This window comes from Streptomyces lunalinharesii (genome assembly GCF_039532155.1).
In the GTDB taxonomy this organism is placed as follows: Bacteria; Actinomycetota; Actinomycetes; order Streptomycetales; family Streptomycetaceae; genus Streptomyces; species Streptomyces lunalinharesii.
In genome coordinates this window covers 1-22,198 of record NZ_BAAARK010000011.1, presented here as the reverse complement: position 1 = coordinate 22,198, position 22,198 = coordinate 1, and the positions used below count along the sequence as shown (strand labels likewise).

21 protein-coding genes are annotated in these 22,198 nt (G+C 73.8%); 10 read left to right on the top strand and 11 right to left on the bottom strand.

Going from position 1 to position 22,198, the window contains the following annotated elements; translation table 11 throughout:
• The first annotated feature begins 41 nt into the window (after positions 1-41).
• Together ABD385_RS18555 and ABD385_RS18550 are read left to right on the top strand one after the other, a co-directional pair.
• Positions 42-752 carry a TetR family transcriptional regulator gene (locus tag ABD385_RS18555; protein WP_425585433.1) on the top strand — a complete coding sequence of 237 codons (711 nt, stop codon included), beginning with the start codon at positions 42-44 and terminating at the stop codon, positions 750-752.
• A gap of 231 nt (positions 753-983) precedes the next feature.
• The gene (locus tag ABD385_RS18550; protein WP_344577159.1) at positions 984-2,639 is read left to right on the top strand and encodes an amidase; all 1,656 of its coding nucleotides are present in this window, start codon (positions 984-986) and stop codon (positions 2,637-2,639) included.
• Between the two features lie 176 nt (positions 2,640-2,815).
• Here the strand turns inward: ABD385_RS18550 and ABD385_RS18545 are convergent, their stop codons facing one another.
• The gene (locus tag ABD385_RS18545; protein ID WP_344577156.1) at positions 2,816-4,267 is read right to left on the bottom strand and encodes an MFS transporter; all 1,452 of its coding nucleotides are present in this window, start codon (positions 4,265-4,267) and stop codon (positions 2,816-2,818) included.
• Positions 4,268-4,448: 181 nt separating this feature from the next.
• On the opposite strand from ABD385_RS18545, the gene ABD385_RS18540 reads away from it, so the two are divergent.
• Both ABD385_RS18540 and ABD385_RS18535 read left to right on the top strand, forming a co-directional pair.
• Positions 4,449-5,243 carry a FadR/GntR family transcriptional regulator gene (locus ABD385_RS18540; protein WP_344577153.1) on the top strand — a complete coding sequence of 265 codons (795 nt, stop codon included), beginning with the start codon at positions 4,449-4,451 and terminating at the stop codon, positions 5,241-5,243.
• 162 nt (positions 5,244-5,405) lie between these two features.
• Positions 5,406-6,782 (top strand): pyridoxal phosphate-dependent decarboxylase family protein, encoded by a 1,377-nt coding sequence (locus tag ABD385_RS18535; protein ID WP_344577150.1) that lies wholly within the window; start codon positions 5,406-5,408, stop codon positions 6,780-6,782.
• Between the two features lie 47 nt (positions 6,783-6,829).
• On the opposite strand, the gene ABD385_RS18530 is transcribed toward ABD385_RS18535, so the two are convergent.
• The 6 genes from ABD385_RS18530 to ABD385_RS18505 all read right to left on the bottom strand — a co-directional run bounded on the left by ABD385_RS18530 (position 6,830) and on the right by ABD385_RS18505 (position 12,481).
• Entirely contained in the window at positions 6,830-7,606 is a 777-nt protein-coding gene (locus ABD385_RS18530) for an SDR family NAD(P)-dependent oxidoreductase (protein WP_344577147.1), read from the bottom strand.
• Positions 7,607-7,755: 149 nt separating this feature from the next.
• Entirely contained in the window at positions 7,756-8,553 is a 798-nt protein-coding gene (locus ABD385_RS18525) for an HAD family hydrolase (protein WP_344577144.1), read from the bottom strand.
• Between the two features lie 32 nt (positions 8,554-8,585).
• The gene (locus tag ABD385_RS18520; RefSeq protein WP_344577142.1) at positions 8,586-9,521 is read right to left on the bottom strand and encodes a M56 family metallopeptidase; all 936 of its coding nucleotides are present in this window, start codon (positions 9,519-9,521) and stop codon (positions 8,586-8,588) included.
• Between the two features lie 115 nt (positions 9,522-9,636).
• Positions 9,637-10,251, bottom strand: a complete 615-nt coding sequence (locus ABD385_RS18515) for a DUF5134 domain-containing protein (RefSeq protein WP_344577141.1) — start codon at positions 10,249-10,251, stop codon at positions 9,637-9,639.
• 133 nt (positions 10,252-10,384) lie between these two features.
• On the bottom strand, positions 10,385-11,956 hold the full coding sequence (locus ABD385_RS18510) for an FAD-dependent monooxygenase (RefSeq protein ID WP_344577140.1): 1,572 nt from the start codon (positions 11,954-11,956) through the stop codon (positions 10,385-10,387).
• A gap of 138 nt (positions 11,957-12,094) precedes the next feature.
• The gene (locus tag ABD385_RS18505) at positions 12,095-12,481 is read right to left on the bottom strand and encodes a VOC family protein (RefSeq protein WP_344577138.1); all 387 of its coding nucleotides are present in this window, start codon (positions 12,479-12,481) and stop codon (positions 12,095-12,097) included.
• A 190-nt stretch (positions 12,482-12,671) separates the two neighbouring features.
• Here ABD385_RS18505 and ABD385_RS18500 point away from each other — a divergent pair, with 190 nt between their 5' ends.
• Complete coding sequence (locus ABD385_RS18500) at positions 12,672-13,205, top strand: GNAT family N-acetyltransferase (RefSeq protein WP_344577136.1); 534 nt, start codon at positions 12,672-12,674, stop codon at positions 13,203-13,205.
• A gap of 63 nt (positions 13,206-13,268) precedes the next feature.
• Here the strand turns inward: ABD385_RS18500 and ABD385_RS18495 are convergent, their stop codons facing one another.
• The 4 genes from ABD385_RS18495 to ABD385_RS18480 form a co-directional block, all read right to left on the bottom strand.
• A complete protein-coding gene (locus ABD385_RS18495) occupies positions 13,269-14,090 on the bottom strand; it encodes an amino acid ABC transporter ATP-binding protein (protein WP_425585430.1) in 822 nt (273 codons plus the stop codon).
• On the bottom strand, positions 14,087-14,989 hold the full coding sequence (locus tag ABD385_RS18490; RefSeq protein WP_344577577.1) for an amino acid ABC transporter permease: 903 nt from the start codon (positions 14,987-14,989) through the stop codon (positions 14,087-14,089). Before ABD385_RS18490 ends, ABD385_RS18495 begins: the two co-directional genes overlap by 4 nt.
• A gap of 17 nt (positions 14,990-15,006) precedes the next feature.
• On the bottom strand, positions 15,007-15,888 hold the full coding sequence (locus ABD385_RS18485; RefSeq protein WP_344577134.1) for an ABC transporter substrate-binding protein: 882 nt from the start codon (positions 15,886-15,888) through the stop codon (positions 15,007-15,009).
• A 152-nt stretch (positions 15,889-16,040) separates the two neighbouring features.
• Positions 16,041-16,724 carry a glycerophosphodiester phosphodiesterase gene (locus tag ABD385_RS18480; protein WP_344577132.1) on the bottom strand — a complete coding sequence of 228 codons (684 nt, stop codon included), beginning with the start codon at positions 16,722-16,724 and terminating at the stop codon, positions 16,041-16,043.
• A gap of 302 nt (positions 16,725-17,026) precedes the next feature.
• On the opposite strand from ABD385_RS18480, the gene ABD385_RS18475 reads away from it, so the two are divergent.
• From ABD385_RS18475 to ABD385_RS18455, 5 genes are all read left to right on the top strand, one after another.
• Complete coding sequence (locus ABD385_RS18475; RefSeq protein WP_344577130.1) at positions 17,027-17,176, top strand: hypothetical protein; 150 nt, start codon at positions 17,027-17,029, stop codon at positions 17,174-17,176.
• Positions 17,177-17,236: 60 nt separating this feature from the next.
• Positions 17,237-18,397, top strand: coding sequence for an LLM class flavin-dependent oxidoreductase (locus ABD385_RS18470; RefSeq protein WP_344577128.1), 1,161 nt, complete (start codon positions 17,237-17,239; stop codon positions 18,395-18,397).
• Positions 18,398-18,604: 207 nt separating this feature from the next.
• Positions 18,605-20,002: a DUF6421 family protein gene (locus ABD385_RS18465; RefSeq protein WP_344577127.1), complete on the top strand. Its 1,398-nt coding sequence runs from the start codon at positions 18,605-18,607 to the stop codon at positions 20,000-20,002.
• Positions 20,003-20,106: 104 nt separating this feature from the next.
• Positions 20,107-20,868 carry an SDR family NAD(P)-dependent oxidoreductase gene (locus ABD385_RS18460; protein WP_344577574.1) on the top strand — a complete coding sequence of 254 codons (762 nt, stop codon included), beginning with the start codon at positions 20,107-20,109 and terminating at the stop codon, positions 20,866-20,868.
• Positions 20,847-21,935, top strand: a complete 1,089-nt coding sequence (locus ABD385_RS18455) for a threonine aldolase family protein (RefSeq protein WP_344577126.1) — start codon at positions 20,847-20,849, stop codon at positions 21,933-21,935. Before ABD385_RS18460 ends, ABD385_RS18455 begins: the two co-directional genes overlap by 22 nt.
• Positions 21,936-22,198: the final 263 nt, after the last annotated feature.

The following is a 22,198-nucleotide window of genomic DNA, read 5'->3' as shown; positions in this document are numbered from 1 at the left end:
CCAAGAGCGAGCAGACCCGCACCCTGATCCTGGAGACGGCGATGCGGCTGTTCCAGGAGCGGGGCTACGACAAGACCACGATGCGGGCGGTCGCCGCGGAGGCCGGGGTCTCCGTCGGGAACGCGTACTACTACTTCGCGAGCAAGGAGCACCTGATCCAGGGCTTCTACGACCGGATCGCCCAGGAGCACCAGGCGGCGGTCCGCGAGGTGCTGGACCGGGAGACGGGCCTGGAGGAGCGGCTGGCCGGGGTGTTGCGGGCGTGGCTGGACATCGCCACGCCCTACCACGAGTTCGCGGCCCAGTTCTTCAAGAACGCGGCGGACCCGGAGAGCCCGCTCAGCCCCTTCTCCGCCGAGTCCGAGCACGCCCGCCAGGCGGCCATCGACGTCCACCGCGAGGTGCTGGCCGGGTCGAAGGCGAAGGTGCCGGCGGAACTCGCCGAGGCGCTGCCCGAGCTGATGTGGCTCTCCCAGATGGGGCTGGTGCTGTACTGGGTCTTCGACCGCTCCCCGGAGCGCGAGCGCAGCCGCCGGCTGGCCGGCCGCGGCGCCCGGCTGACGGCGCGCGGCGTGGCACTGGCCCGCTTCCGGGTACTGCGCCCCCTGGTGCACGAGGTGCACGAGCTGTTCACCGACTTCCTGCCCGGCATGGCCCAGACCGCGGTCGCCCGCAAGGCGACGAAGGGCACGCGGGAAGCCGAGGAGGCGAAGGGGTCCGAAGAGGCGAAGGGGGCCGAGGGGGCGGCGTGAGGCCCGTTCCGTCCCAACGGGGCGCAGTGGCGCCTCCGTTGGCCTGCGTTCGCCGGTGGTTACGCGTGACCCACCGCAGCCGCTGTACCGCGCACCCGGTGCCGCGCTGCCGGCCGGCCGGGTGGTTGTCCGCACCGTCGTCGGGCGGTCCGGCCACCCGCGGGCCCGCCCGCCGGGCGCGGCGCGAAAGGCCCTTGCGCGGGCGGGCGGGCGTGTAGTCGGCTGGGCTTCATGAGGAGCAGGAGGAAGCGGAGCGTCGCCACGTTGATCGGTGCCCTGGTGGTGGGGTCCCTGTGCGCGGGTGCGGCGAACCCGCGCCCGGGCGCCGCGGAAGCCGGTGGGGCGGCGGCGCCGCGCACCGACACCGACCGCCACGACGCCCACGACCCGCGCATCGGCGTCGACCTCGACACCGTGACCATCCCGGAACTCCAGGCGCGCAGGGCGCACGGTTCCCTGACCTCGTCGGCGCTGACCGCCGCCTACCTGCGGCGGATCGCGGCCATCGACCCCACGATCCACGCCGTGCTGCGGCTCGATCCGACAGCGCCGCGACAGGCGGCCGCCAGCGACGCCCGGCAGCGGCGCGGCGACCTCCGCGGCCCGCTCGACGGCATCCCCGTCCTGCTCAAGGACAACGTGGACACCCGCGGCCTGCCCACCACGGCCGGGTCACTGGCGCTGGCCGGGAGTCCGCCGCACCGCGACGCCGCCCTGGTGACCCGGCTGCGCGCGGCGGGAGCGGTGATCCTCGGCAAGACCAACCTCTCCGAGTGGGCGAACTTCCGTGCCGAGAAGCCGACGTCGGGGTGGTCGGCGGTGGGCGGACAGACCCACAACCCCTACGTCCTGGACCGGAATCCGTGCGGTTCCTCCGCCGGTTCGGCCGCCGCGCTCGCCGCGTCGTTGGCGCAGGTGGCCGTCGGGACCGAGACGGACGGTTCCATCGTGTGCCCGGCCGGGATGAACGGGGTGGTCGGCCACAAGCCCACTCTCGGCCTGGTCAGCCAGTCCGGCGTGGTCCCGATCTCCGCCGAGCAGGACACCGCCGGGCCCATGGCGCGCAACGTGATCGACACCGCGCTCGCCTTCTCGGTGCTCAGCGGCGGGCAGGGACTGCCCGCCGACGGCTCCGCCGGCCTGCCGGCGGGGCTGCTGCGCCCGGACGGTCTGCGCGGCAAGCGGATCGGCCTGTGGCGGCTGCCCTCGCTCGGGCCGGAGGTGGACGCCGTGCTGACCCGGACCGCCGAGCGGCTGCGCACCGCGGGCGCCGAGGTCGTCGAGGTGACGCCGCCGTACCAGAAGCGCCTGGCGGAACTTGAGTTCCCGGTGCTGCTGAGCGAGTTCCACCGGGACATCGACGCCTACCTCCCCACCCGCGACGGCCCGCAGGACCTCGCCGGGCTCATCGCGTTCAACCGCGCGCACCCGGCCGAACGCACCTGCTTCGCCGGCCAGGAACTCTTCGAACGGGCGCTCGCCGCCCCGTCCACCAGCGACCCCCGATACCGCGCCGACCGGGCGGAGTTGACGGACCTGGCGCGGCGCTCCATCGACGAGACGATGGCCGCGCACCGGCTGGACGCCATCGCCGCGCCGACCAACCCGCCCGCCTGGACGACCGACTGCGCACGCGGCGACAACGACGTCATCCCGTCGTCCACGCCCGCGGCCGTGGCCGGATACCCGTCGCTGTCGGTGCCGGCCGGATTCGTGCACGAACTCCCCGTGGGCCTGCTCCTGATGGCCGGTGCCCGCCAGGACGGCGCGCTCCTGTCGTTGGGGGCCGCGGTGGAACACCGCCTGGACGCCTGGCGGGCGCCGCGCTACCTGCCGTCGATGGGGTCCGCGGCGAAGGGCCGGCCGGGGAGCGGCGCCGCTCGATGAGTGCGGGCGGGGCGGGCCGACGCGGCGACGCCCCGCGGGGCGCCGGGCGAGCGACGGCCGGACGACGGTCCGTGGGCGGCACCCCGCGGACCGCCCGGTTCCGGCCACGGCGCTTCGCCTCCGCGGACGCCTCCCGGCCGCCCGTTGCGCCCCGTTGAGTCGCGTTCCGACCGGTGTCAGTCCGACCCGTCGCGGGTGCCCCGCCGTCCCTGGGCGACCAGGCAGACCGCGCTGAGCAGGGCCATCGCGGCGAACGCGAGGGCGACCGGGGTCCAGGAGTTGCCGGACGCGGTGAACAGCCAGGTGGTGGCGGCCGGGGCCAGGGTGCCGACGAGCCCGGCGGTCTGGAAGCTCATCGACAGGCCGGTGTACCGGGTGCGGGGGGCGAACCAGCCGGACACCAACGTGCCGATCGCGGCGTAGGCGACGGTGCTGGCCAGCATGGGCAGGCACATGGCCAGCCAGAGTCCGGGGACCGAACGGGTCTCGGCGAGCCAGAACATCGGGAAGGCGACCGCGACGTGGAGCAGGATCCCGATGAGGGTGATCCGACGCAGCCCGAAGCGGTCGGCGGCCAGGGCGGCGAGCGGCGTGCAGACGATCACGACGAGCGAGGCGGCGGTCCCGGCGCCGGCCGTCTGCGAATCGGAGAAGCCCAGGTCGTCGACGGCGTAGGTGGACATGAAGGTGACCACGATGTAGTAGCCGCCGACGGTGATCAGGAAGGCGCCGGAGGCCAGCAGCCAGGTCCGCCAGGCGTGGCGCAGGACGGACAGGAACGGGGTGTCGCGCTTGGCGGCGGGGGCCGCGCCGGCGCCGGCCCGGTCGCTTTCGGCCTCGGCGGCCTGCTGCGCGGCCTCGAACTCCGGGGACTCCGCCATCGTGCGCCGGATCAGCAGCCCGACCATGACCAGCACGGCGGAGAGCAGGAACGGGATCCGCCAGGCCCAGTCGAGCAGGGCGCGGTGGCCCAGCAGGCCGACGGCGGCGAACGCGCCGGTGGAGAGGAAGTAGCCGACGCCGTCGCCGACTTGCGGGAAGGAGCCGAAGAACGCCTTGCGGCGGGGCGGCGCGTGCTCGACGGCGAAGAGGACCGCGCCGCCCCACTCGCCGCCGACGGCCAGCGACTGGGTCATCCGCACCAGTACCAGCAGGACCGGGGCCACCACTCCGATGGTGTGGTAGCTGGGGAGCAGGCCGATGCCGACGGTGCCGGCGCCCATCAGGGTCAGTGACCAGATGAGGGCCTTCTTGCGGCCGTACCGGTCGCCGACGTGCCCGAAGACGATCGCGCCGAGCGGGCGGCCCAGCGCGCCGACGAACAGCGTGGCGAAGGACATCAGGGTGCCCAGGGCGCGGTTCATCTCGGGGAAGAACAGCTCGGGGAAGACCAGCGCGGCCGCCGTGGCGTAGATGCCGAAGTCGTACCACTCGACGCTGGTGCCGATCAGCGAGGCGGTGGCAATCTTCCAGGGGCTCGACGGGCTCGACGGGCTCGACGGGCTCGACGGGCTCGACGGGCTCGACGGGCTCGACGGGCGCGCGGGGCCCGGGCCCGGGGCGGCGCCGGGGGCGCTGGTGCTCGGCTCCGGGGCGGAGCTCGCTGGGGCACCTGCGGTTGTGCTCATGAAGACGCTCCTCACGGCGGTCCCACGGAGCGGCGGACCGCGGCGGGGTGCGGCGGGGCGTGCACCCGGTCCGGCCGTCCAATCAATGGGTTTGCCTGGGATCCAAAAATGATGAGGTGACCGTAGGAGGGGGGCGGATGCCTGTCAATAGGTTCCGCGGGAAGTCCAATAGGCTGGGAGCGTGAGCGACGGCGTGCATGACGAGGGTTCCGGCGGGTCGGCCCGTAGTGGCGACGGCGAGCGGCTGAACGGCGCGGGGCAGCAGTCCTCGCGGGCGGTGGTGGCCGAGGCGCTGCGGCAGCGGATCGCGCTCGGCGGCTTCGGCCCGGGCGACCGGCTGCCGCCGGAGCGGGAGTTGGCCGCGGCGTTCGGCGTGGGGCGCAACACCGTGCGACAGGCGCTGCGCGAGCTGGCCGACGAGGGGCTGGTGCACACCACCCTCGGGCGCGCGGGCGGCACCCGGATCGCCCCGGCCCGGCCCGGCGGCGACAGCGCGCGCGCCGCGGTCACCGCCGGGATCCGCGCGTCGCTGCGCGACTACATGGAATACCGGCAGGCCATCGAGCCGTACGCGGCCCGGCTGGCGGCCGAGCGCGGGGGCGGCGCGGCGCGCCGGGAGCTGGTGGCGCTGCTCGACGCCAAGGTCACGGACCTGGGCGAGTACCACCGGATCGACACCCGCTTCCACCTCGGGCTGGCCTCCGCGGGCGGCAACGAGGTGCTGGCGGAGGCGGTGACCCGGGCGCGGGCCGAGATGTTCGTCGCCGGCAACGCGCTCTGGCTGGGCTCGGACTGGAGCCGGGTCTACCCCACGGACCGGGACTTCGGGCTGGCCATCCGCGAGGAGCACGAGGCGATCGCGTTCGCGGTGTTGGCCGGCGATGGCGCGGCCGCGGAGGCGGCCATGCGGGAGCATCTGCGGGACGCGCACCGGCAGTTCCTCACCGTCCTGGACCAGTTCGCGGCGCACGACTAGGGCGCTTCCGGGGGCGAGGCCCCAGGGCACCGCCCGCGTGCGGTCGTCGCAGTCGCCGATTGACGCTTCCTGCCGCGGACACTTACGCTCCCGTAAATGGATCTGATCGAGACCCATTGGATCCGGAGTGTGGGATCCCGCTACGCGACAGGAGAGACGCCCGTGCACGCTTACGACGAGGAACTCGCCCAGCAGGTCATGGACCACCTGCTCCACCGGCTGCGGCTCGACCCGCCGCCGCTGGGCCGCCTCGGCGAGGTCGGCGAACTCTCCACCGCACTCAAGGACGCGATAGGCACCGGCCCGCGCCCGGTGGCCGACGTGCTGCGCACCTACACCGACGACCTCGAACCCACCGTCGTCTCCTGCGACCACCCCGCCTTCCTGGCGTTCATCCCCGGTGCGCCCACCAAGGCCGCAGCCCTCTTCGACATGGTGCTCTCCGCGTCGTCGCTGCACGGGGTGTCCTGGCTGGAGGCGTCCGGCGCGGTGGCCGCCGAGAACCAGGTGCTGCGCCTCCTCGCCGACCTCGCCGGACTGCCCCCGGCCGCCGGCGGCTGCTTCGTCAGCGGCGGCTCGGCCGGCAACCTCTCCGCCCTCGTCGTCGCCCGGGACACCGGCCGCCGCACCCGCGGCCTCGGCGACGCCGCCCCGGTGCGGATCGCCGTCAGCGACCAGGTCCACTCCTCCGTCGGCAACACGCTGCGGATCATCGGCGTGGAGCCGCTGGTGGTGCCGACCGCGGACCACCGGCTGACCGGGGACGCGCTGCGCACGGCCCTGGACGCGGCCGAGCGGGACGGCGGCGCGCCGGTGGTCGCGGTGGTCGCCACCGCCGGCACCACCAACGCCGGGATCGTCGACGACCTGGCCGGCGTCGCCGAGCAGGCCCGGACCCGCGGGCTGTGGCTGCACGTCGACGCGGCCTACGGCGGCGCCGCGCTCTTCGTCCCCGAACTCCGCGACCGACTCCGCGGCATCGAGCACGCCGACTCGCTGGTCATGGACCCGCACAAGTGGATGTTCGCGCCCTTCGACTGCGGCGCCCTGCTCTACCGGGAGCCGCACCTGGCCCGCGCGGTGCACACCCAGGACGCCTCCTACCTCGACGCCATCCACGGCGCCGACGGCGACACCCCCGGCGAGTGGAACCCCAGCGACTACGCCTACCACCTCACCCGCCGCCCGCGCGGACTGCCGCTGTGGTTCTCGCTGGCCGTCCACGGCACCGACGCCTACCGCGACGCCGTCGCCCGCGGCGCCCGCATCGCCCGCTGGACCGCCGAGCGGGTGCGGGCGAGGGACGGCCTGGAACTGCTGCGGGAACCGGAACTGACCGTGGTCCTGGTGCGCCGCACGGGATGGCGTCCCGAGGACTACTACGCCTGGTCCAAGCGGCTGTTGGCGGCCGGCACGGCCTTCGTGACCCCCAGTGTCTGGGAGGGCGAGACCGTCGCCCGGCTGGCGTTCCTGCACCCGGACATCAGCGAGGAGACGGTCGGCGGCATCCTCGACTCCCTGGTGGGGGAGGGGAGTTAGGGCAGGCCGCCCGGAGGGCCGGCCCCCGGGCGGGCGGTGCCCCGGCCTCAGGTCACCGAGAAGCCACCGTCCACGAACAGCGTCTGGCCGGTCACGTACGCCGAGCCGGGGCCGGCCAGGAAGACCGCGGCGCCCGCGAAGTCGGCCAGTTCGCCGTTGCGACCGGCCATCGTCCGGCGCGCCATCGCCTCGGTGCGCACCGGATCGGCGAAGACCGCCGCGTTGAGCGGCGTACGCACGAAACCGGGGGCGAGGGCGTTGACGGTCACGCCGTGCCGGGACCACGCCTCGGCCTGGGAACGGGTCAGCGCCGCCAGGCCCGCCTTGGACACCCCGTAGGCGCCGCTGTTGCCGAACGCCCGGATCGCCTGCTGGGACACGACGTGCACGATCCGCCCCCAGCCCCGCTCCGCCATCGTGGGACCGAAGCGCTGGCCCAACAGGAACGGGGCGTTCAGGTTGACCGCCATCGTGCGGTCCCACTCCTCGGTGCCCAACGCGTCGAGCGGCGGGCGGGGATTGACCCCGGCGGCGTTGACCAGGACGTCCGGCGCGCCGAACCGGCGCGCCACCTCGTCGGCGCCGGCCCGGACCGCCGCCCGGTCGCCCAGGTCGGCGGCCACCCAGTCCGCCGCGCACCCCGCCGCCCGCAGCTCCTCGGCGGCCGCCCGCAACGGGTCCGGGCGGCGCGCCATCAGGACGACGTCGGCCCCGGCGCGCCCCAGCGCCTCGGCGATCGCCCGCCCGATCCCGGAACTGCCCCCGGTCACCAGGGCCCGACGGCCGGAGAGCGAGAACAACGCGTCGAGGTACGGGGTGGACACGGGTCGGCCTCCTGGGCGGACGGGGTCCGCGCCGTGCGGCGCGGCGGGTCGTGGGGCTCCCCGACGATCACACACCGACCCGGTCCGCGCCACCCCCTTCCCGGCGGCCGGCCCGCCGCCTGCTGCCCGGCCGCCGCCGGCCCCGCCGGTCAGCCGACCAGCTCCAGGACCGGCCGCAACCCGCCGGGACGGCGGTGGACGGGGACGTGGTCGACCGGGAAGTAGCCGCAGCCGATCGCGGTGGCGCCGCCGTCGGCCGTCCGGTCGTCGCCGACCATCAGGACCCGCGCCGGAGCCACTCCCAACTCCTCGCAGGCGAACGCGAAGAGACGCGGGTCCGGCTTCTGCCGGCCGTGCTCATAGGACAGCACGCAGGCGTCGAGGTGGTGGTCGAGGCCGTGGGCGCGCAGGACCGGGCGGAGGTCCCAGCCGATGTTGCTGAGCAGGCCGACGCGGATGCCGCGGTCGTGCAGCGCGGCCAGCACCTCGGCCGCGTCAGGGTAGGGCAGCCAGGCGTCCGGAAGCCGGTGGCGCTCGTAGAGGGCGTCGTAGAGGGACGGGGCGGCGCCCGACGGAACGTACAACTCGGCGTGCGGGAGCGGTACTTGGCGGGCCAGGCCGGTGTAGAGGGCGCGGTGGCTGCGGGCGTCGCGGTCCCGGACGTCCCAAAGCGGCCGCAGCGCGTCGGGCACCGCGGCCGGTGACCCGCCGCCGGGGAGGGCGCCGGCCCGTTCCAGGTCGCCGGCCAGTCGGGCGATCTCGTCGTCGGTGAGTGGACAGGGCGCGGTACCGGGGACGGCGTGGAAGGCGGCGAGGGCCGCGCGCAGCCAGCGTTCGGCCGGCTCGATGCGCAGGAGCGTCCCGGAGAAGTCGAACAGGACGCCGTCGATCCCGCCGCCGGCCGTGCCGTGGGGTGCGCTGTGGGGTGCGCCGTTGGTGGTGGTCATGGTGACCATGGTGCCGGTCGGACGGCGGACGGTCAGGTGAGCGCGGAGAGTCCGGGCCCGAAGGCCACCAGCAGCGGGACGGCCGGGAGCAGCAGCGCGTAGGCGGTCATCCGCAGTCGGCGCCCGACGGTGAACCGGGCCGCCGGGGCGAGCAGCCGGTCCACCCGCTGCGGGACCTGCGCGAGCTGGGGCGGACAGGGCCCGAACACCCCGCGGTCCTCGTTGAGTCCGACCAGCGCCAGGGCGATGGTCAGCCGGCCGAAGCGGCGCGAGGCGACGTCGTCGGCAGCCATCTCGACCAGCCGGTGGACCTGGTCGCGGAACGCCGCGAAGACCGGGATCTGCGGGAAGCCGGCGGCCAGCGCCGACGCGCAGTGCAGCAGAACGTCGTGCCGGGCCCGCAGGTGGCCCTGCTCGTGCGCGACCAACGCATCGAGCTGGCGCCCCTTCAGGCGCTGCAACGCCGCGGTGGTGACGACCAGTTGCGGCGCGGGGTGGTGCTGCCAGAACGCCTCCGGCCGGTCGTCCTCCAGGACCACCAGGCGGCCCTCGCGCGGGTCCTCGCCCGGCATCAGGGGGGAGCGCCGGCGCAGTTCGGCCCGGCGCCGCCGGCGGCGGGCCCGCGCCGCCCGCACCTCCCGGGTCAGCGCCACCACCGTCCACGCGCCGCCGCCGGCCAGCAGCATCGCCAGCACACCGGCCCACGGACCGTAGGTGTTGAGCGCGTACGCCTCGACGACCACCCGCGGGGCGAAGCCGAACACCGGACTGCGGATCGCGTCCCAGGCGGCGGCCGCGCTCAGCGACATGGCCAGTCCGCAGCACAGCAGGACGGCGGCCACCACGCACTGCCACACCCACAGGGCCAGCACCGGCTCACGGTCGGGCCAGTCCGAACGGGCCATCAGGCGCGGCGCCATCGCCGCGGCCAGCACGCCGAGAACCATCAGCGTGAGGGGGACCATCATGGCGTCAGCCTATGAGCGGCCGACTACCGGTTGGTACGGTCCTGCGACGGAAGTGACGTACACCACGTCCGCCCCGGGTGTGCGGCGCCGGGACGGTGCGGCCGGCGCCCCCGCGTCACAGCGCCAGCAGCATGGCGAGCATCCCCAACCCCATGGCCACCTGACAGGCCCGCAGGACGACGGGCGGCCCGGCGCACGTGCCCCGCTCCGCGCCGCCCGCCGTACGCGGCCCGGCCCCGGCGTCCCCCGGCACCAACCGGACGCCGGCGGCGAGCACGTAGACCGCGTAGTAGGCGAGCAGCAACCCGGTCAGCAGCGGGACACCGGCCGGAGCGGTGTGCGTCATCCCGGCCGTTCCGCCCGTCCCGCCCATCCCCGCCATCCCGTCCATTCCGGCCGCAGGGTGCCCCGCCATGGCCGGCATGCCGACCATGGCGAGCGCCATGTAGACCATCGCCAACGCGCCCACCGCATGGTGCGGATGACGCCGCACCAGCGCCCACAGCGCCGTCGCGCCGAACACCGCGGTGAAGACCCAGGGCGACCAGGCGGGCGGCGGCACCACCGACGCCGGCAGCGCCATTACCGCCATGCCCACCGCCATCAGGGCCTCGCAGCGGGCCGTCACCCGCTGCGCCGGGGGGCCGCCGCGGCTCCGCGTCAGGCAGTAGCCGCCGGTGGCGGCGCACAGCAGCACCAGCAACCAGCCGACCAGCGACGGTGTGTGCACGGGACACCTCCCGGACCGGGGACCGTGAGCACCGGCAGGATGCCCGGCCACGGCGTGGCACACGGGAGCGCACGGGCGCAATCCGGGAGCGCAGGGCGCCGGCGGCGGGTCGGCCGGCCGGTGGCGGACCCCGTCAGCTGGCCGCCCCCTCCGCCCCGCACCACGCGCGCAGCGCCGCGCGCAGCCCCTCCTCGGTCACCGGCCCGTCGCTCGCCCAGGCCAGATAGCCGTCGGGGCGCACCAGCAGCGCCGCCGCCAGGGGGTCCGGGGCGGTGGCCGCGACGATCGTGACGCGGTCGGCCCAGCCCGCCGCGGCCTTGAGCGCGCCGTCCGCACCGGAACCGTCGAAGCACAGCAGCAACGGCCGCCCCGGGCGCAGCAGTTCCGCCAGGCGGGTCGGCCCGTTTGCCGTCGTCACCGGCAGGTCGCGGGCGAACGTACCGACCCGCGGGTGCCCGCCCGGTCCCGGCGGACCGCCGGCGGCCGCGGGGAGGGCGTCGTAGCGGATGCCGGTGCCGTAGATGACGTCGCTGAGGTGCTTGTTGACCTCCTCCATCCCCAGCAGCCGGCTGAACAGCGCCCGCAGCGCGTCCACTTGCGGCCCCGGCCGCATCAGGGCGACCTGGGCCCGGGTGTTGTCCAGCACCTCCGCGGCGACCGGATGCCGCTCCGCGTGGTAGCTGTCCAACAGCCCGTCCGGAGCCCAGCCCCGGCACTGGGCGGCCAGCTTCCAGCCCAGGTTGAAGGCGTCCTGGAGGCCGAGGTTGACGCCCTGCCCACCGGCCGGGAAGTGGATGTGCGCGGCGTCCCCGGCCAGCAGCACCCGGCCCGCCCGGTACCGGCCCGCCTGGCGGGCGCTGTCGGTGAAGCGGTTCACGAAGTCCACGTCGGTCAAGGTGACGCGCTGCCCGGTCACCCGCTCGATGGCCGCCGCCAGTTCGTCCCCGGTCGCCGCGTCCTCCACGTCCGCCGGTTCGTGCCACTCGATGACCGCTATTCGACCGTCGGCCATCCGCATGAACCAGCCCCCGTCGCTGCGCCGCCAGCCGCCCGGCAGCTCCCCGTCCCCGTGGACCTCGACGGTGCCGCGCCCCATCCGGGACACCAGCGACGGCCCGGTGCCCGGGAAGTCGATCCCGGCGTCCTTGCGGACCGCGCTGCGCCCGCCGTCGCAGCCGACCAGGAAGTCCGCGCGGACCGCGGCATCGCCGTCCGCGGTCCGCACGCGGACGGTGACGCCGTCCGCGTCCTGCTCCAGGCCGGTCACCTCGTGCTCGTGGCGGACCACCGCGCCGAGGTCCTCGGCCCGCCCCGCGAGGAGGTCCTTGAGGACCTGGTGCGGCAGGGTCAGGCCGCGCGGCTGCTCGGCCGGCTCCGCCGTGTGCCGGCCCAACTGGTGCAGCCCGGCGAAGTGGCCGCGGGCGCCGTGGTCGTCGAGCTGCCCCCGCCACGCGTCCAGGTCCGGCAGGGACTCCTCGGCGCGGGTGAACTCGGCCAGCAGGCCGCGCCGGTCCAGCGTCTCCAGGGTCCGGGCGTGCAGCGCCAGCACGCGCGGTTCGCCCACCCCGCGCGGCCCCCGCTCCAGGACGAGTGTCGTGACGCCGTGCAGCCGCAACTCCGCGGCGAGCGCCAGGCCGACCGGTCCGCCGCCCGCGATGACGACGTCGAAGTGCTCCCCGACGGAGGGGAATTCCGTAGTGGTCATGCACGCGACGCTAGCGACCGCGGGAACCCACCACCAGTTACCGTCGCGCAGGCCAGAGTTGCACCGCACGCACGCACGCACGCCTCGCCGCCCGGTCCCGGCGCCGCCCGCGGACGGGCCGTGGGCGGGCCGGTGGGCTCAGGGCCGGTAGCGCAGCGGATGGTCGGCGGGGACCTCGGTCACCACGATCTGGTGGCCGTCCGGGTCCGCGATCCACATCTCGATCAGCCCCCAGGGCTCCCGCACCGGCGGGCGCAGCACGGTCACCCCGCGCTCCACCAGCTCCTCGTGCGCCCGCGCCGCGTCGGCCACCTGGAGCCACAGCTGGACGGTGGGCGTCGGGGCGTCGGTGGCCCGCCCGGACACCTCCAGGAACCCGCCGCCGAGGAAGTACACGGTGCCGCGCTCCGGCCCCGTGCCGAACTCCCGGTAGACCGCCAGACCCAGCGCCTCGCCGTAGAACGTCCGCGACCGCTCCGGATCGGCCGGCCGCACCAGCACCCTGCTGCTCAGTACCTGCACCATGGCACGGACCCTACGCCGCCGGACCGCCCCGCCCGGGGGGACACGGCACAGCTCGGCCACCGGGGCAGCTCGGCCACCGGGGCGGCCCGGCCGGCGGCGGGTCGTCGGGACGACGGGCCCTGCCGCCCGGCGCCGCCGCTTGTTAGCCTCGCTGACAGCTACCTGTACGGCCGAGAGGACCCCGCCCACCATGACCACCACCGCGCTGACCTTCCGCTCCGCCACCGATGCCGACGTTCCCGGGCTCGTCGGCCTGGTGGAATCGGCCTACCGAGGGGACGCCAGCCGCGCCGGGTGGACGACGGAGGCGGACCTCCTGGCGGGCCAGCGGACCGACCCGGACGGCGTCGCCGACGTGGTGCGCAACGAACGGGGCCGGCTGCTGGTCGCCGAGCGGGACGGCGAGCTGATCGCCTGCTGCCAGCTGGAGCACCGCGGGGACCACGCCTACTTCGGGATGTTCGCGGTCCGTCCGGACCTCCAGGGCGGCGGCCTGGGCAAGGTGATCATCGCCGAGGCCGAGCGGACCGCGCTGGCCACCTGGGGCAGCCGCGAGATGCGGATGACCGTCATACGCCAGCGCGAGGAACTGATCGCCTGGTACGAGCGCCGGGGCTACCGGCGCACCGGCCAGCTCAGCCCGTTCCCCTACGGCGACGAGCGGTTCGGCATCCCGCAGCGCGCCGACCTGGAGTTCGAGCTGCTGGTCAAGCCGCTGGGCTGACACCGGGCCGGCCGTGCCGGCCGGTCCGCGGACCCGCCTCGGCCCGCGGACCCGCCCGGCCCCTCAGAGCCGCCCGGCCTCGATGATCCGCTGGAGGAACTGCCGGGTCCGGGGGTGCTCGGGCTCGCCGAAGACCCGGCCGGGCGCGCCGCGCTCCAGGACCACCCCGCCCTCCAGGAAGCACACCTGGTCGGCGACCTCCCGGGCGAAGCCCATCTCGTGGGTGGCGATGACCATCGTCATGCCGTCCTCCTTGAGGTCCCGGACGACCCGCAGCACCTCGCCGACCAGCTCCGGGTCGAGCGCCGCGGTGATCTCGTCGAGCAACAACAGCCGCGGCCGCCCGGCCAGCGCCCGGGCGATCGCCACCCGCTGCTGCTGGCCCCCGCTGAGCCGGTCCGGATACTCGTCGGCCCGCCCGTCCAGCCCCAGCCGCGCCAGCAGCTCGCGGGCGCGCTCCGCCGCCTCGGCGCGCGCCACCCCGTGCACCCGGCGCGGCGCCAACGTGACGTTGTCCAGCACGCTCATGTGCGGAAAGAGGTTGTACGCCTGGAAGACCACCCCGATCCGGCGGCGCACCGCGTCCGGGTCGACCCGCGGATCGGTGATCTCCTCGCCGTCCAGGAAGATCGCCCCGTCGTCGATCTCCTCCAGCAGGTTGGCGCAGCGCAACAGCGTGGACTTGCCGGACCCGGAGGCCCCGATCAGCGCGGTCACGGTGTGCGGGGCCACCTCCAGGTCCACGTCCCGCAGCACGACGGTGCCGCCGCGCCCGTAGGTCTTGCGCACCGACTCCATCCGCAGCACCGGCCCGCCGGCCGGTGCCTGGGCCTGAGCCGGTGTCTGTGCCTGCGACGCCACCGGCCCGTCGTCCGTCCTGCTCATACCGTCCCTCCCTGGGCGCGCCGGCGGTCCATCCGGGCCGTGACCCAGTCCGTGAGGCGGGTCATCGGGATCGTCAGCGCCACGAAGACCAGCCCGGCCACCACGTACGGGGTGTAGTTGAAGTCCTTGCTGGCGATGATCTGCGCCGCGTAGACGGCGTCCACCGCGCCGGCGATCGACACCAGTCCGGTGTCCTTCTGGAGCGACACCAGGTCGTTGAGCAGGGGCGGCACCACCCGGCGCACCGCCTGCGGCAGCACCACGAAGCGCAGCGTCTGTCCGCTGGAGAGCCCCAGCGAACGGGCCGCGGCCCGCTGCGAGGGGTGCACCGACTCGATGCCGGCCCGGAAGACCTCCGCCACGTACGCCGAGTACGTCAGCACCAGCGCCGCGCCCCCGAGCACCACCGGATCGGTGGTGACGCCCTGGAGCCGCAGCGCCGGCACCCCGAAGACCACCATCAACAGACAGATGATCAGCGGCATCCCGCGGAAGAAGTCGGTGTAGGCGGTGGCCAGCGCCCGCACCGGGAAGAACACCGGCCCCCGCAGCGTCCGGGCCACCGCCAGCAGCAGCCCCAACACCAGCACCGCGGCCCCGCAGATCACCAACAACCGCAGGTTGAGCAGCAGCCCCTCCAGCACCTTCGGCAACGCGAGGCGCGCGTAGGCGGCGCTGAAGAACGTCTCCCGGGTGCGCGGCCAGCCGGGCGCCGCCGTGATCACGAAGTACAGCACCGCGCCGGTGACCAGGGTGCTCGTCGCGGCGAGGGCGGTCGCCCGGCGGGCCCGGGCCCGCTTGTACCGCTCCCGTTCGAGCCGCCGCGCGGACGGCACGTACCCGTCGTCGGCGGCCCCGGCCGCGGCGTCCCGCGCGGCCCCCTGCCCCGTCCCCTTCATCTTCGCCGTCCCGGAGGTCACTTCAGCACCGGAACGTTGACCGCGTCGGCCAGCCACCGCTTCTCCAACGCGGCCAGGGTGCCCTTGCGGCGCAGCGCGTCCACCGCCGCCGTGACGCAGCCGGTGAGTTTGCTCTCCTTGTCCAGCACCAGCCCGAACTGCCCGGCGGACGGCCCCTGTTCGCGGAACTGGCCGACCACCACGGCGTCCTTGAGCTCGACGGACGTCATGTAGAAGGCGGTCGGCAGGTCGACCACCACCGCGTCCACCTGGCCGTTCCTCAGGGCCGACTTGGCCAGGTCGTTCTTCTGGAAGACCGCGGCGGGCCGGTGGGGACGGACGGTGTCGTTGACCACGTCGAGGCTGGTGCTGCCGACCTGGGCGCCGAGCTTGACGCCCGCGAGGTCGGCGATGCTCTTGGCGCCGGCCGCCTTGGAGCCCTTGAGCGCGACCACGGCCTGCCGCACGTCGTAGTAGCCGGCGGAGAACGCCACGGCCTGTTTGCGGGAGTCGCTGATCGACACCTGGTTCACGTCGAAGTCGAAGCTCTTCGCACCGGGCGCGAAGGCGCTGTTGAACGGCACGGTCCGCCAGTGCACCGCGTCCTTGCGGTAGCCCAGTTCCTCGGCCACGGCGTAGGTCACCGCCGCCTCGTAGCCCTTGCCGTTGGCCGGGTCGTCGTCGACGAACCAGGGCGCGTAGGCGGGCTTGTCGGTGCCGACGGTGAGCTTCCCGGGCGCCACGGTGGCCAACTTGCCCGGCGTACAGCTCTGCTTGCCCCCGCCGGCGGCCTGCGAGGCGCCGGGGGAGGCGTCCTGCGGGGCGCAGCCGACCGCGGCGACGAGCAGCACGGCGGTGGCGCAGACGGCGAGACGCACGGGGCGTGGGGACGGGTACATGCCGGGAGAGTGGCAGTGCACCGGCCGCCCTGTCGAGGTCACCGGGCCGAACGTCCGCATGCTGGAAATCCGTTGCGCCGCTGTGAACTTCACGTTTCCCGTCGGGCGGCCCCCGTGTGCCGGGCCCGGCCGGCCCGCCCGCCGCCCGCCGGCTACGCGGTGAAGCGCACCGCCCGCCGGATCTCCGGCTGGTCGGTGACCACGCCGTCCAGTCCCAGCCCGCGCGCCAGCCGCAGTTCGTCGTGGGTGTTCACCGTCCACCCCAGCACCGTCAACCGGGCGGCGTGCGCCCGCTCGACGAGTTCCAGGGTGAGCCGCGGGAGGTAGAGCGACACCAGCCCCGCACCCACCGCCGTGGCGCGGTCGACGACGTCGGCACCGTAGTGCTCGCCCACCAATCCGGTCCGCACGCCCGGCAGCAGCGAACGGACCGCCGCGAGCGCCTCGTCGTGGAACGAGATGACCTCCACCCGGCCGATCAGGTCCCGCGCGCGCACCACCTCGGCCAGCGCCCGGGCCGCCGCGACGTCCTTGATCTCCGCCTGGAGCGGCAGCCGCACCGCGTCCACCACGTCCTCGAACACCGGGATCCGCTCGCCCTGGCCGGCTTCCAGTTCCCGCAGTTCGGCGAGGGTGCGTTCGGTGATCGGGCCGGTGCCGTCGGTGGTCCGGTCCACGTCCGGGTCGTGCATCACCACCAGCGCACCGTCCTTGCTCAGGTGCAGGTCGAGTTCGATGACGTCGACGCCCTCGCGTTCGGCCCGTTCGAAGGAGCGCAGGGTGTTCTCCGGCTCCACACCCATCAATCCGCGGTGCCCGATGGTGAGAAAGGACAAGGCTGCCTCGCTTCTGTCGGCTCGGTTGCTGTCGGCTCCGCACACGTGTCGGCCGCCGGCGCACTGCTGCCCGAAATGGCCCACAGCCTAATCCGCCCGACAGCGGCAGCGCCGTAGGGACAAGTGCCCTCTAGCCCGTACGAGTGCCCCCGCGTTCCGCCGTCTACGCACCGGTGGCCGGTTCGCGCACAGCCACCGCGCCAGATCCGCCGGCGGCTCGCCGGTCAGCGCCGACTCGGCGAGGTGCCGGCGCTGGCTCCAGGCCGGCGCGGGCGCGCGGCAACGCCCGCCCAGGGACCCGCGTGGCGCGCCGCCAGGAGAAGAACCGCAACGAGGCGTCGGCCCACCTCTTCAGCCCGTGGCCGGTGCGCGCGCCGCGGCACGCGAGCGGTCCGAGCGCCGCCCACGAGGTCGCCGGCAGGTCCGGCGGACCCGCCTCTTCCCACTTCTGACGATTAGTCATATGACTGATTGGCATAGCGAGTTGCCCGCAGGACAAGCCGGGAGGCACCGTGCAGTTCTCGATCATCTTCGAGGCCCAGCTCGCCGATCCGACCGTCGCCCGCGAGCACCGCCTGTTCCACGACTGCGTCGAACAGGCCGTCCTCGCCGAGCAGATGGGATTCGACCGGATCTGGGCCGTCGAGCACCACTCCCTGAAGTGGTACGCGCACATGAGCGCCCCGGAGGTCTTCCTGACCTGGGTCGCCGCCCGCACCCGGACCATTCGCGTCGGCCACGGCGTGGTCTGCATGCCGTTTGCCTTCAACCACCCGGCCCGGGTCGCCGAGCGCGCCGCCACCCTCGACCTGCTCTCCGGCGGCCGCCTCGACCTCGGCGCCGGCCGTGGCGGCACCGCGCAGGAGACCTCGCTGTGCGGCGTCGACCGCGACCGCACGACCCGGGAGGTGGAGGAGGCGCTGCGCATCCTCGGCCGTGCCTGGCAGGGCGAACAGCTCTCCTATCACGGCGAGTTGATAGACATCCCGCCGCATCCGATCCTGCCCCGCCCCCACCAGACGCCGCACCCGCCGCTCTTCCTGGCGTGCAGCCGCACCGAGACCCTGCGGCAGGCCGCCGAACTGGGTGTGGGCGCCCTCGTCATGGGCTTCGCCGGCCCGGACGCGGTCGCCGAACTGCGCACCGCGTACGACGCCGCGCGGGCCGCCCGCACCGGCGACCGGCTGGTGTCCTCGCAGCTCAACGACCACTTCGCGGTGCTCTGCCCCACCATCGTGCTCGCCGATCGCGAGCGGGCCCGCGCCGTCGGCCTGCGCGGTCAGCGCTTCTTCGCCCAGGCCATCGCGCACTGGTACGGCGGCGCCGGGGTCCCCGACGAGGCCGTGGTGGACGGCACGGACGAGGCCGACGAGCTGCGCCGGGCCGCCGAGACGGTCGTCGCCCACCTCCACGAGCAACGCATCCCGGTCCGCCCGAACGCCACCGCAACCTTCCGGGACGACCACGCCTACGGGACGGCCGAGGACGCCATCGCCTACGTGGAGCGGCTCCGGGCGGCCGGCGCCGACGAGGTGATGTGCCTGATCCAGATGGGCACGGTGCCGCAGGAAGCCTGTCTGGAGACCATCCGCCAATGGGGTGAAAAGGTCATTCCGCACTTCACCGGGGGGCGTTCCCGTCCCGTTCCCGTCACCCGCCCGGACCGGCCGTGATTCCCTCGTCTACCCCGGCATCCGACGGAGAAAACGCGGAATCAACTGTCTCCTACGCCAGGAAGTGAGATCGAATCCGTACCTCACAGGAAAAATAGTCGTGACCATGGGGTGTCCGCAGAATAATTTTCAGTGACCCCACTTGAATGGGCGATCCTTGGCTGGTTACGGTGGTCTCACAGGACGATCTACCGCCGGAGGGCAGTCATGACGGAAATTCTTTCGCCTGTGGGTGTCCGGAGCGGCACCCCGTCCGACGAGTCCGTGGTCGCGCACCCCGCCTGGCCCGTGCTGAAGGACGCCATCGAGACCATCCGCCCGTGGCAGTCCAAGGACGGTTCGATCGACCTCGCCGCGGACGGCGCGCCCAGCACCACGGCCGTCCGCCACGAGGCCGACCGCGCCGTGGCCGCCATCCGGGAACTCGCCCCGCTGCTCCCGCACAACGCCGCCTACCACCAGGCCCTCGTCGCCGACCTGCAGCGCTGGGCCGACCAGGGCTTCGGCGTCCCCGACTTCCTCGACTCGCTGCTCGCCTTCCAGCCCGCCCAACAGCGCGCCGACGGCCTCCAGCACCTCGTCGTGTTCCCCATGTACACCCAGAACGGCAACCCGAACCGCAACTTCGAGGCCGTCGTCCTGCGCATGGTCTGGCCCGAGTGGCTCGCCGACCTGGAGCGCACCCGCTACGACAACCCGCTCTTCTGCGGCATCACCTTCGAGGACTTCACCGCCGGCTACGACACCAACTCGGCCGTCCTCTTCCCCGAGACCATCGCGGTCCGCCAGGCCCCCGAGCGGTTCAGCTGGGGCGGCATCTTCTGCGACCGCGAGGCCGCCCGCTTCCGTCGGGTCAGCGAGGCCGCCGTGGACATCCTCGGCGTCGAACTCCCCGCGGACGTCGCGGCCATGCTCGACGACCAGCAGCGCTGCCAGCAGGCGTTCGTCCTCTGGGACATGATCCACGACCGCACCCACAGCCACGGCGACCTGCCGTTCGACCCGTTCATGATCAAGCAGCGCCAGCCGTTCTGGATGTACGGCCTGGAGGAGCTGCGCTGCGACCTCACCGCCTTCAAGGAGGCCGTGAAGCTGGAGGCCGAGGGGTACCCGCAGGCCCGCGACGTGCAGTTCGCGGTGATCTTCGACCGGATGTTCCGGTTCCCGGTCACCGGCGACCGGGTCCGCAACTATGACGGCCTCGGCGGCCAGCTCCTCTTCGCGTACCTCCACAAGCACGACGTCGTACGCTGGACGGACAACACACTGCACATCGACTGGGAGCGGGCACCCAAGGTCACCCAGCAGCTCTGCGGCGAGATCGAACGGCTCTACCGCGACGGCATCGACCGACCGAAACTGGTCCACTGGTTCGCCGCCTACGACCTCGTCTCGACCTACCTCGCCCCGCACCCCGGCTCGGCTTGGGCCAAGGGCCCGGACGCCCTCGACCTCGACCAGCCGCCGCGCAAGCTCGTGGACGACGTGCTTCCCGACGAGTTCCCGCTGAGCATGTTCTACGAGGCGCTCGCCAAGAAGCTCCGTTCCGTGATCGCCTCGACCAAGGGCATCACCGCCCACAGCGACACGCCGGCGGCGGCGTGACCCGCGTACGGACCGAACAGGACCAGAACGGACAGCGCAGCGTGCGGAACGACGAGAACACCCGGGCAACGGCCGTCCAGGGGCAGGACGAGGAGGCGACGGAGATGGTTACTTCGACGGGCGGCCAGGGGCCGCTGGACGGTGCGGTCATCGCGGTGGCCGGAGCGGCCGGCCCGGCCGGTCGGGCCACCCTGCTGCGGCTGGCCGAGGCCGGCGCGGTGGTGGTCGGCTCGGACTCGAACCCCGAACGCCTGGCGGAGGCCGTCGACGCGGCCCGGTACGCCCACGGCGGCGCCACCGTCATCGGCGAGACCGTCGACCTCCTCGACCTCGACCAGACCCGCGAATGGGCCGCCCGCACGGAGAAGGAGTTCGGGCGCGTCGACGGCGTCGTCCACCTCGTCGGCGGCTGGCGCGGCTGCTCCACGTTCACCGAGACCGACCTCGCCGACTGGGACACCCTCCACCGGCTCCTGGTCCGCACCGTCCAGCACACCTCGCTCGCCTTCTACGACGCGCTCGACCGCAGCGGCAACGGTCGCTACCTGCTGATCAGCGCGGCCGGCGCCAGCAACCCCACCGCCGGCAACGCCGCCTACGCCGCGTCCAAGGCGGCCGCCGAGGCGTGGACCCTCGCCATGGCCGACGGTTTCCGCAAGGCCGGGGGCGAGGACGGACCGCGCGCCGCGGCTGCCATCCTGGTCGTCAAGGCGCTCGTCAACGACCAGATGCGCGCCGAGCGACCGAACGCCAAGTTCGCGGGCTTCACCGACGTCACGGAGCTGGCCGAAGCCATCGCCGGGGTCTGGAACCGGCCCGCCCAGGAAGTGAATGGACAGCGTCTGTGGCTGACCCCCAAGCCGTGAACCGGGCGAAGACCGACGCCCGTCAGCACCACGACCCGCAGCTCCGCGGCTTCGCCAGCGACAACTACGCCGGGGCCCACCCGGAAGTGCTCGCCGCACTCGCCCTCGCCAACGGCGGCCACCAGGTCGCCTACGGCGAGGACGACTACACCGAGCACCTCCAACGCGTCTTCCGCAGCCACTTCGGGCAGCGGGCCCAGGCGTTCCCGGTGTTCAACGGCACCGGCGCCAACGTCGTCGCGCTGCAGGCCGTCACCGACCGCTGGGGCGCGGTGATCTCCGCCGACACCGCCCACATCAACGTCGACGAATGCGGCGCCCCGGAGCGGATCGGCGGCCTCAAGCTGCTCACCGTCGCCACCCCGGACGGCAAGCTCACCCCCGAGCTGATCGACCGTCAGGCGTGGGGCTGGGACGACGAGCACCGCGCCATGCCGCAGGTCGTCTCGATCACCCAGAGCACCGAACTCGGCACCGTCTACACCCCGGACGAGGTCCGCGCCATCTGCGACCACGCCCACGAGCGCAACATGCTCGTCCACCTCGACGGCTCCCGGATAGCCAACGCCGCCGCCACCCTCGACGTCCCCATGCGGGCCTTCACCAACGCCGTGGGCGTCGACATCCTCTCGTACGGCGGCACCAAGAACGGCGCGGTCTTCGGCGAGGCCGTGGTCGTCCTCAACCCCGACGCGGTCCGCGCCATGAAGCACCTGCGCAAGCTCTCCATGCAACTGGCGTCCAAGATGCGCTTCGTCTCCGTCCAACTGGAGGCGCTCCTCGCCAAGGACCTCTGGCTCCGCAACGCCCGCCACGCCAACGCCATGGCCCAACGCCTGGCCACCGGCGTCCGCGAGATCCCCGGCGTGGAGATCCTCCACCCCGTCCAGTCCAACGCCGTCTTCGCCCGCCTCCCGCACGACGTCAGCGAACGCCTCCAGAAGCGCTTCCGCTTCTACTTCTGGGACGAACCGGCCGGCGTCGTCCGCTGGATGTGCGCCTTCGACACGACCGAGAACGACATCGACGGCTTCCTGAACGCGATCGCCGACGAAATCCGCCGCTGACGTTCGGTTTTCTTCCCACGTTTTTGTCTTTTCCGCCGTGGTGGTTGCGGTTTGCGCCTGGCGGCGCGGGCCTCTTCCCACGTTGTGGGGTTTGCCGCCGTGGGGCGTCTCGCTGTTGCGCCTGCGGCGCGGGCTGGTTGTCCGCTGCGCGGGGCGTTTGGGTGGCGGTGTCGGGCCTGCGGGGGTGGTGTGCAGGACTGCTGCGCTTTACGTCCTGCACACCACCCCCTCCGGCCCGCCCCCTCCCGTTGAGGGTGGGTTGA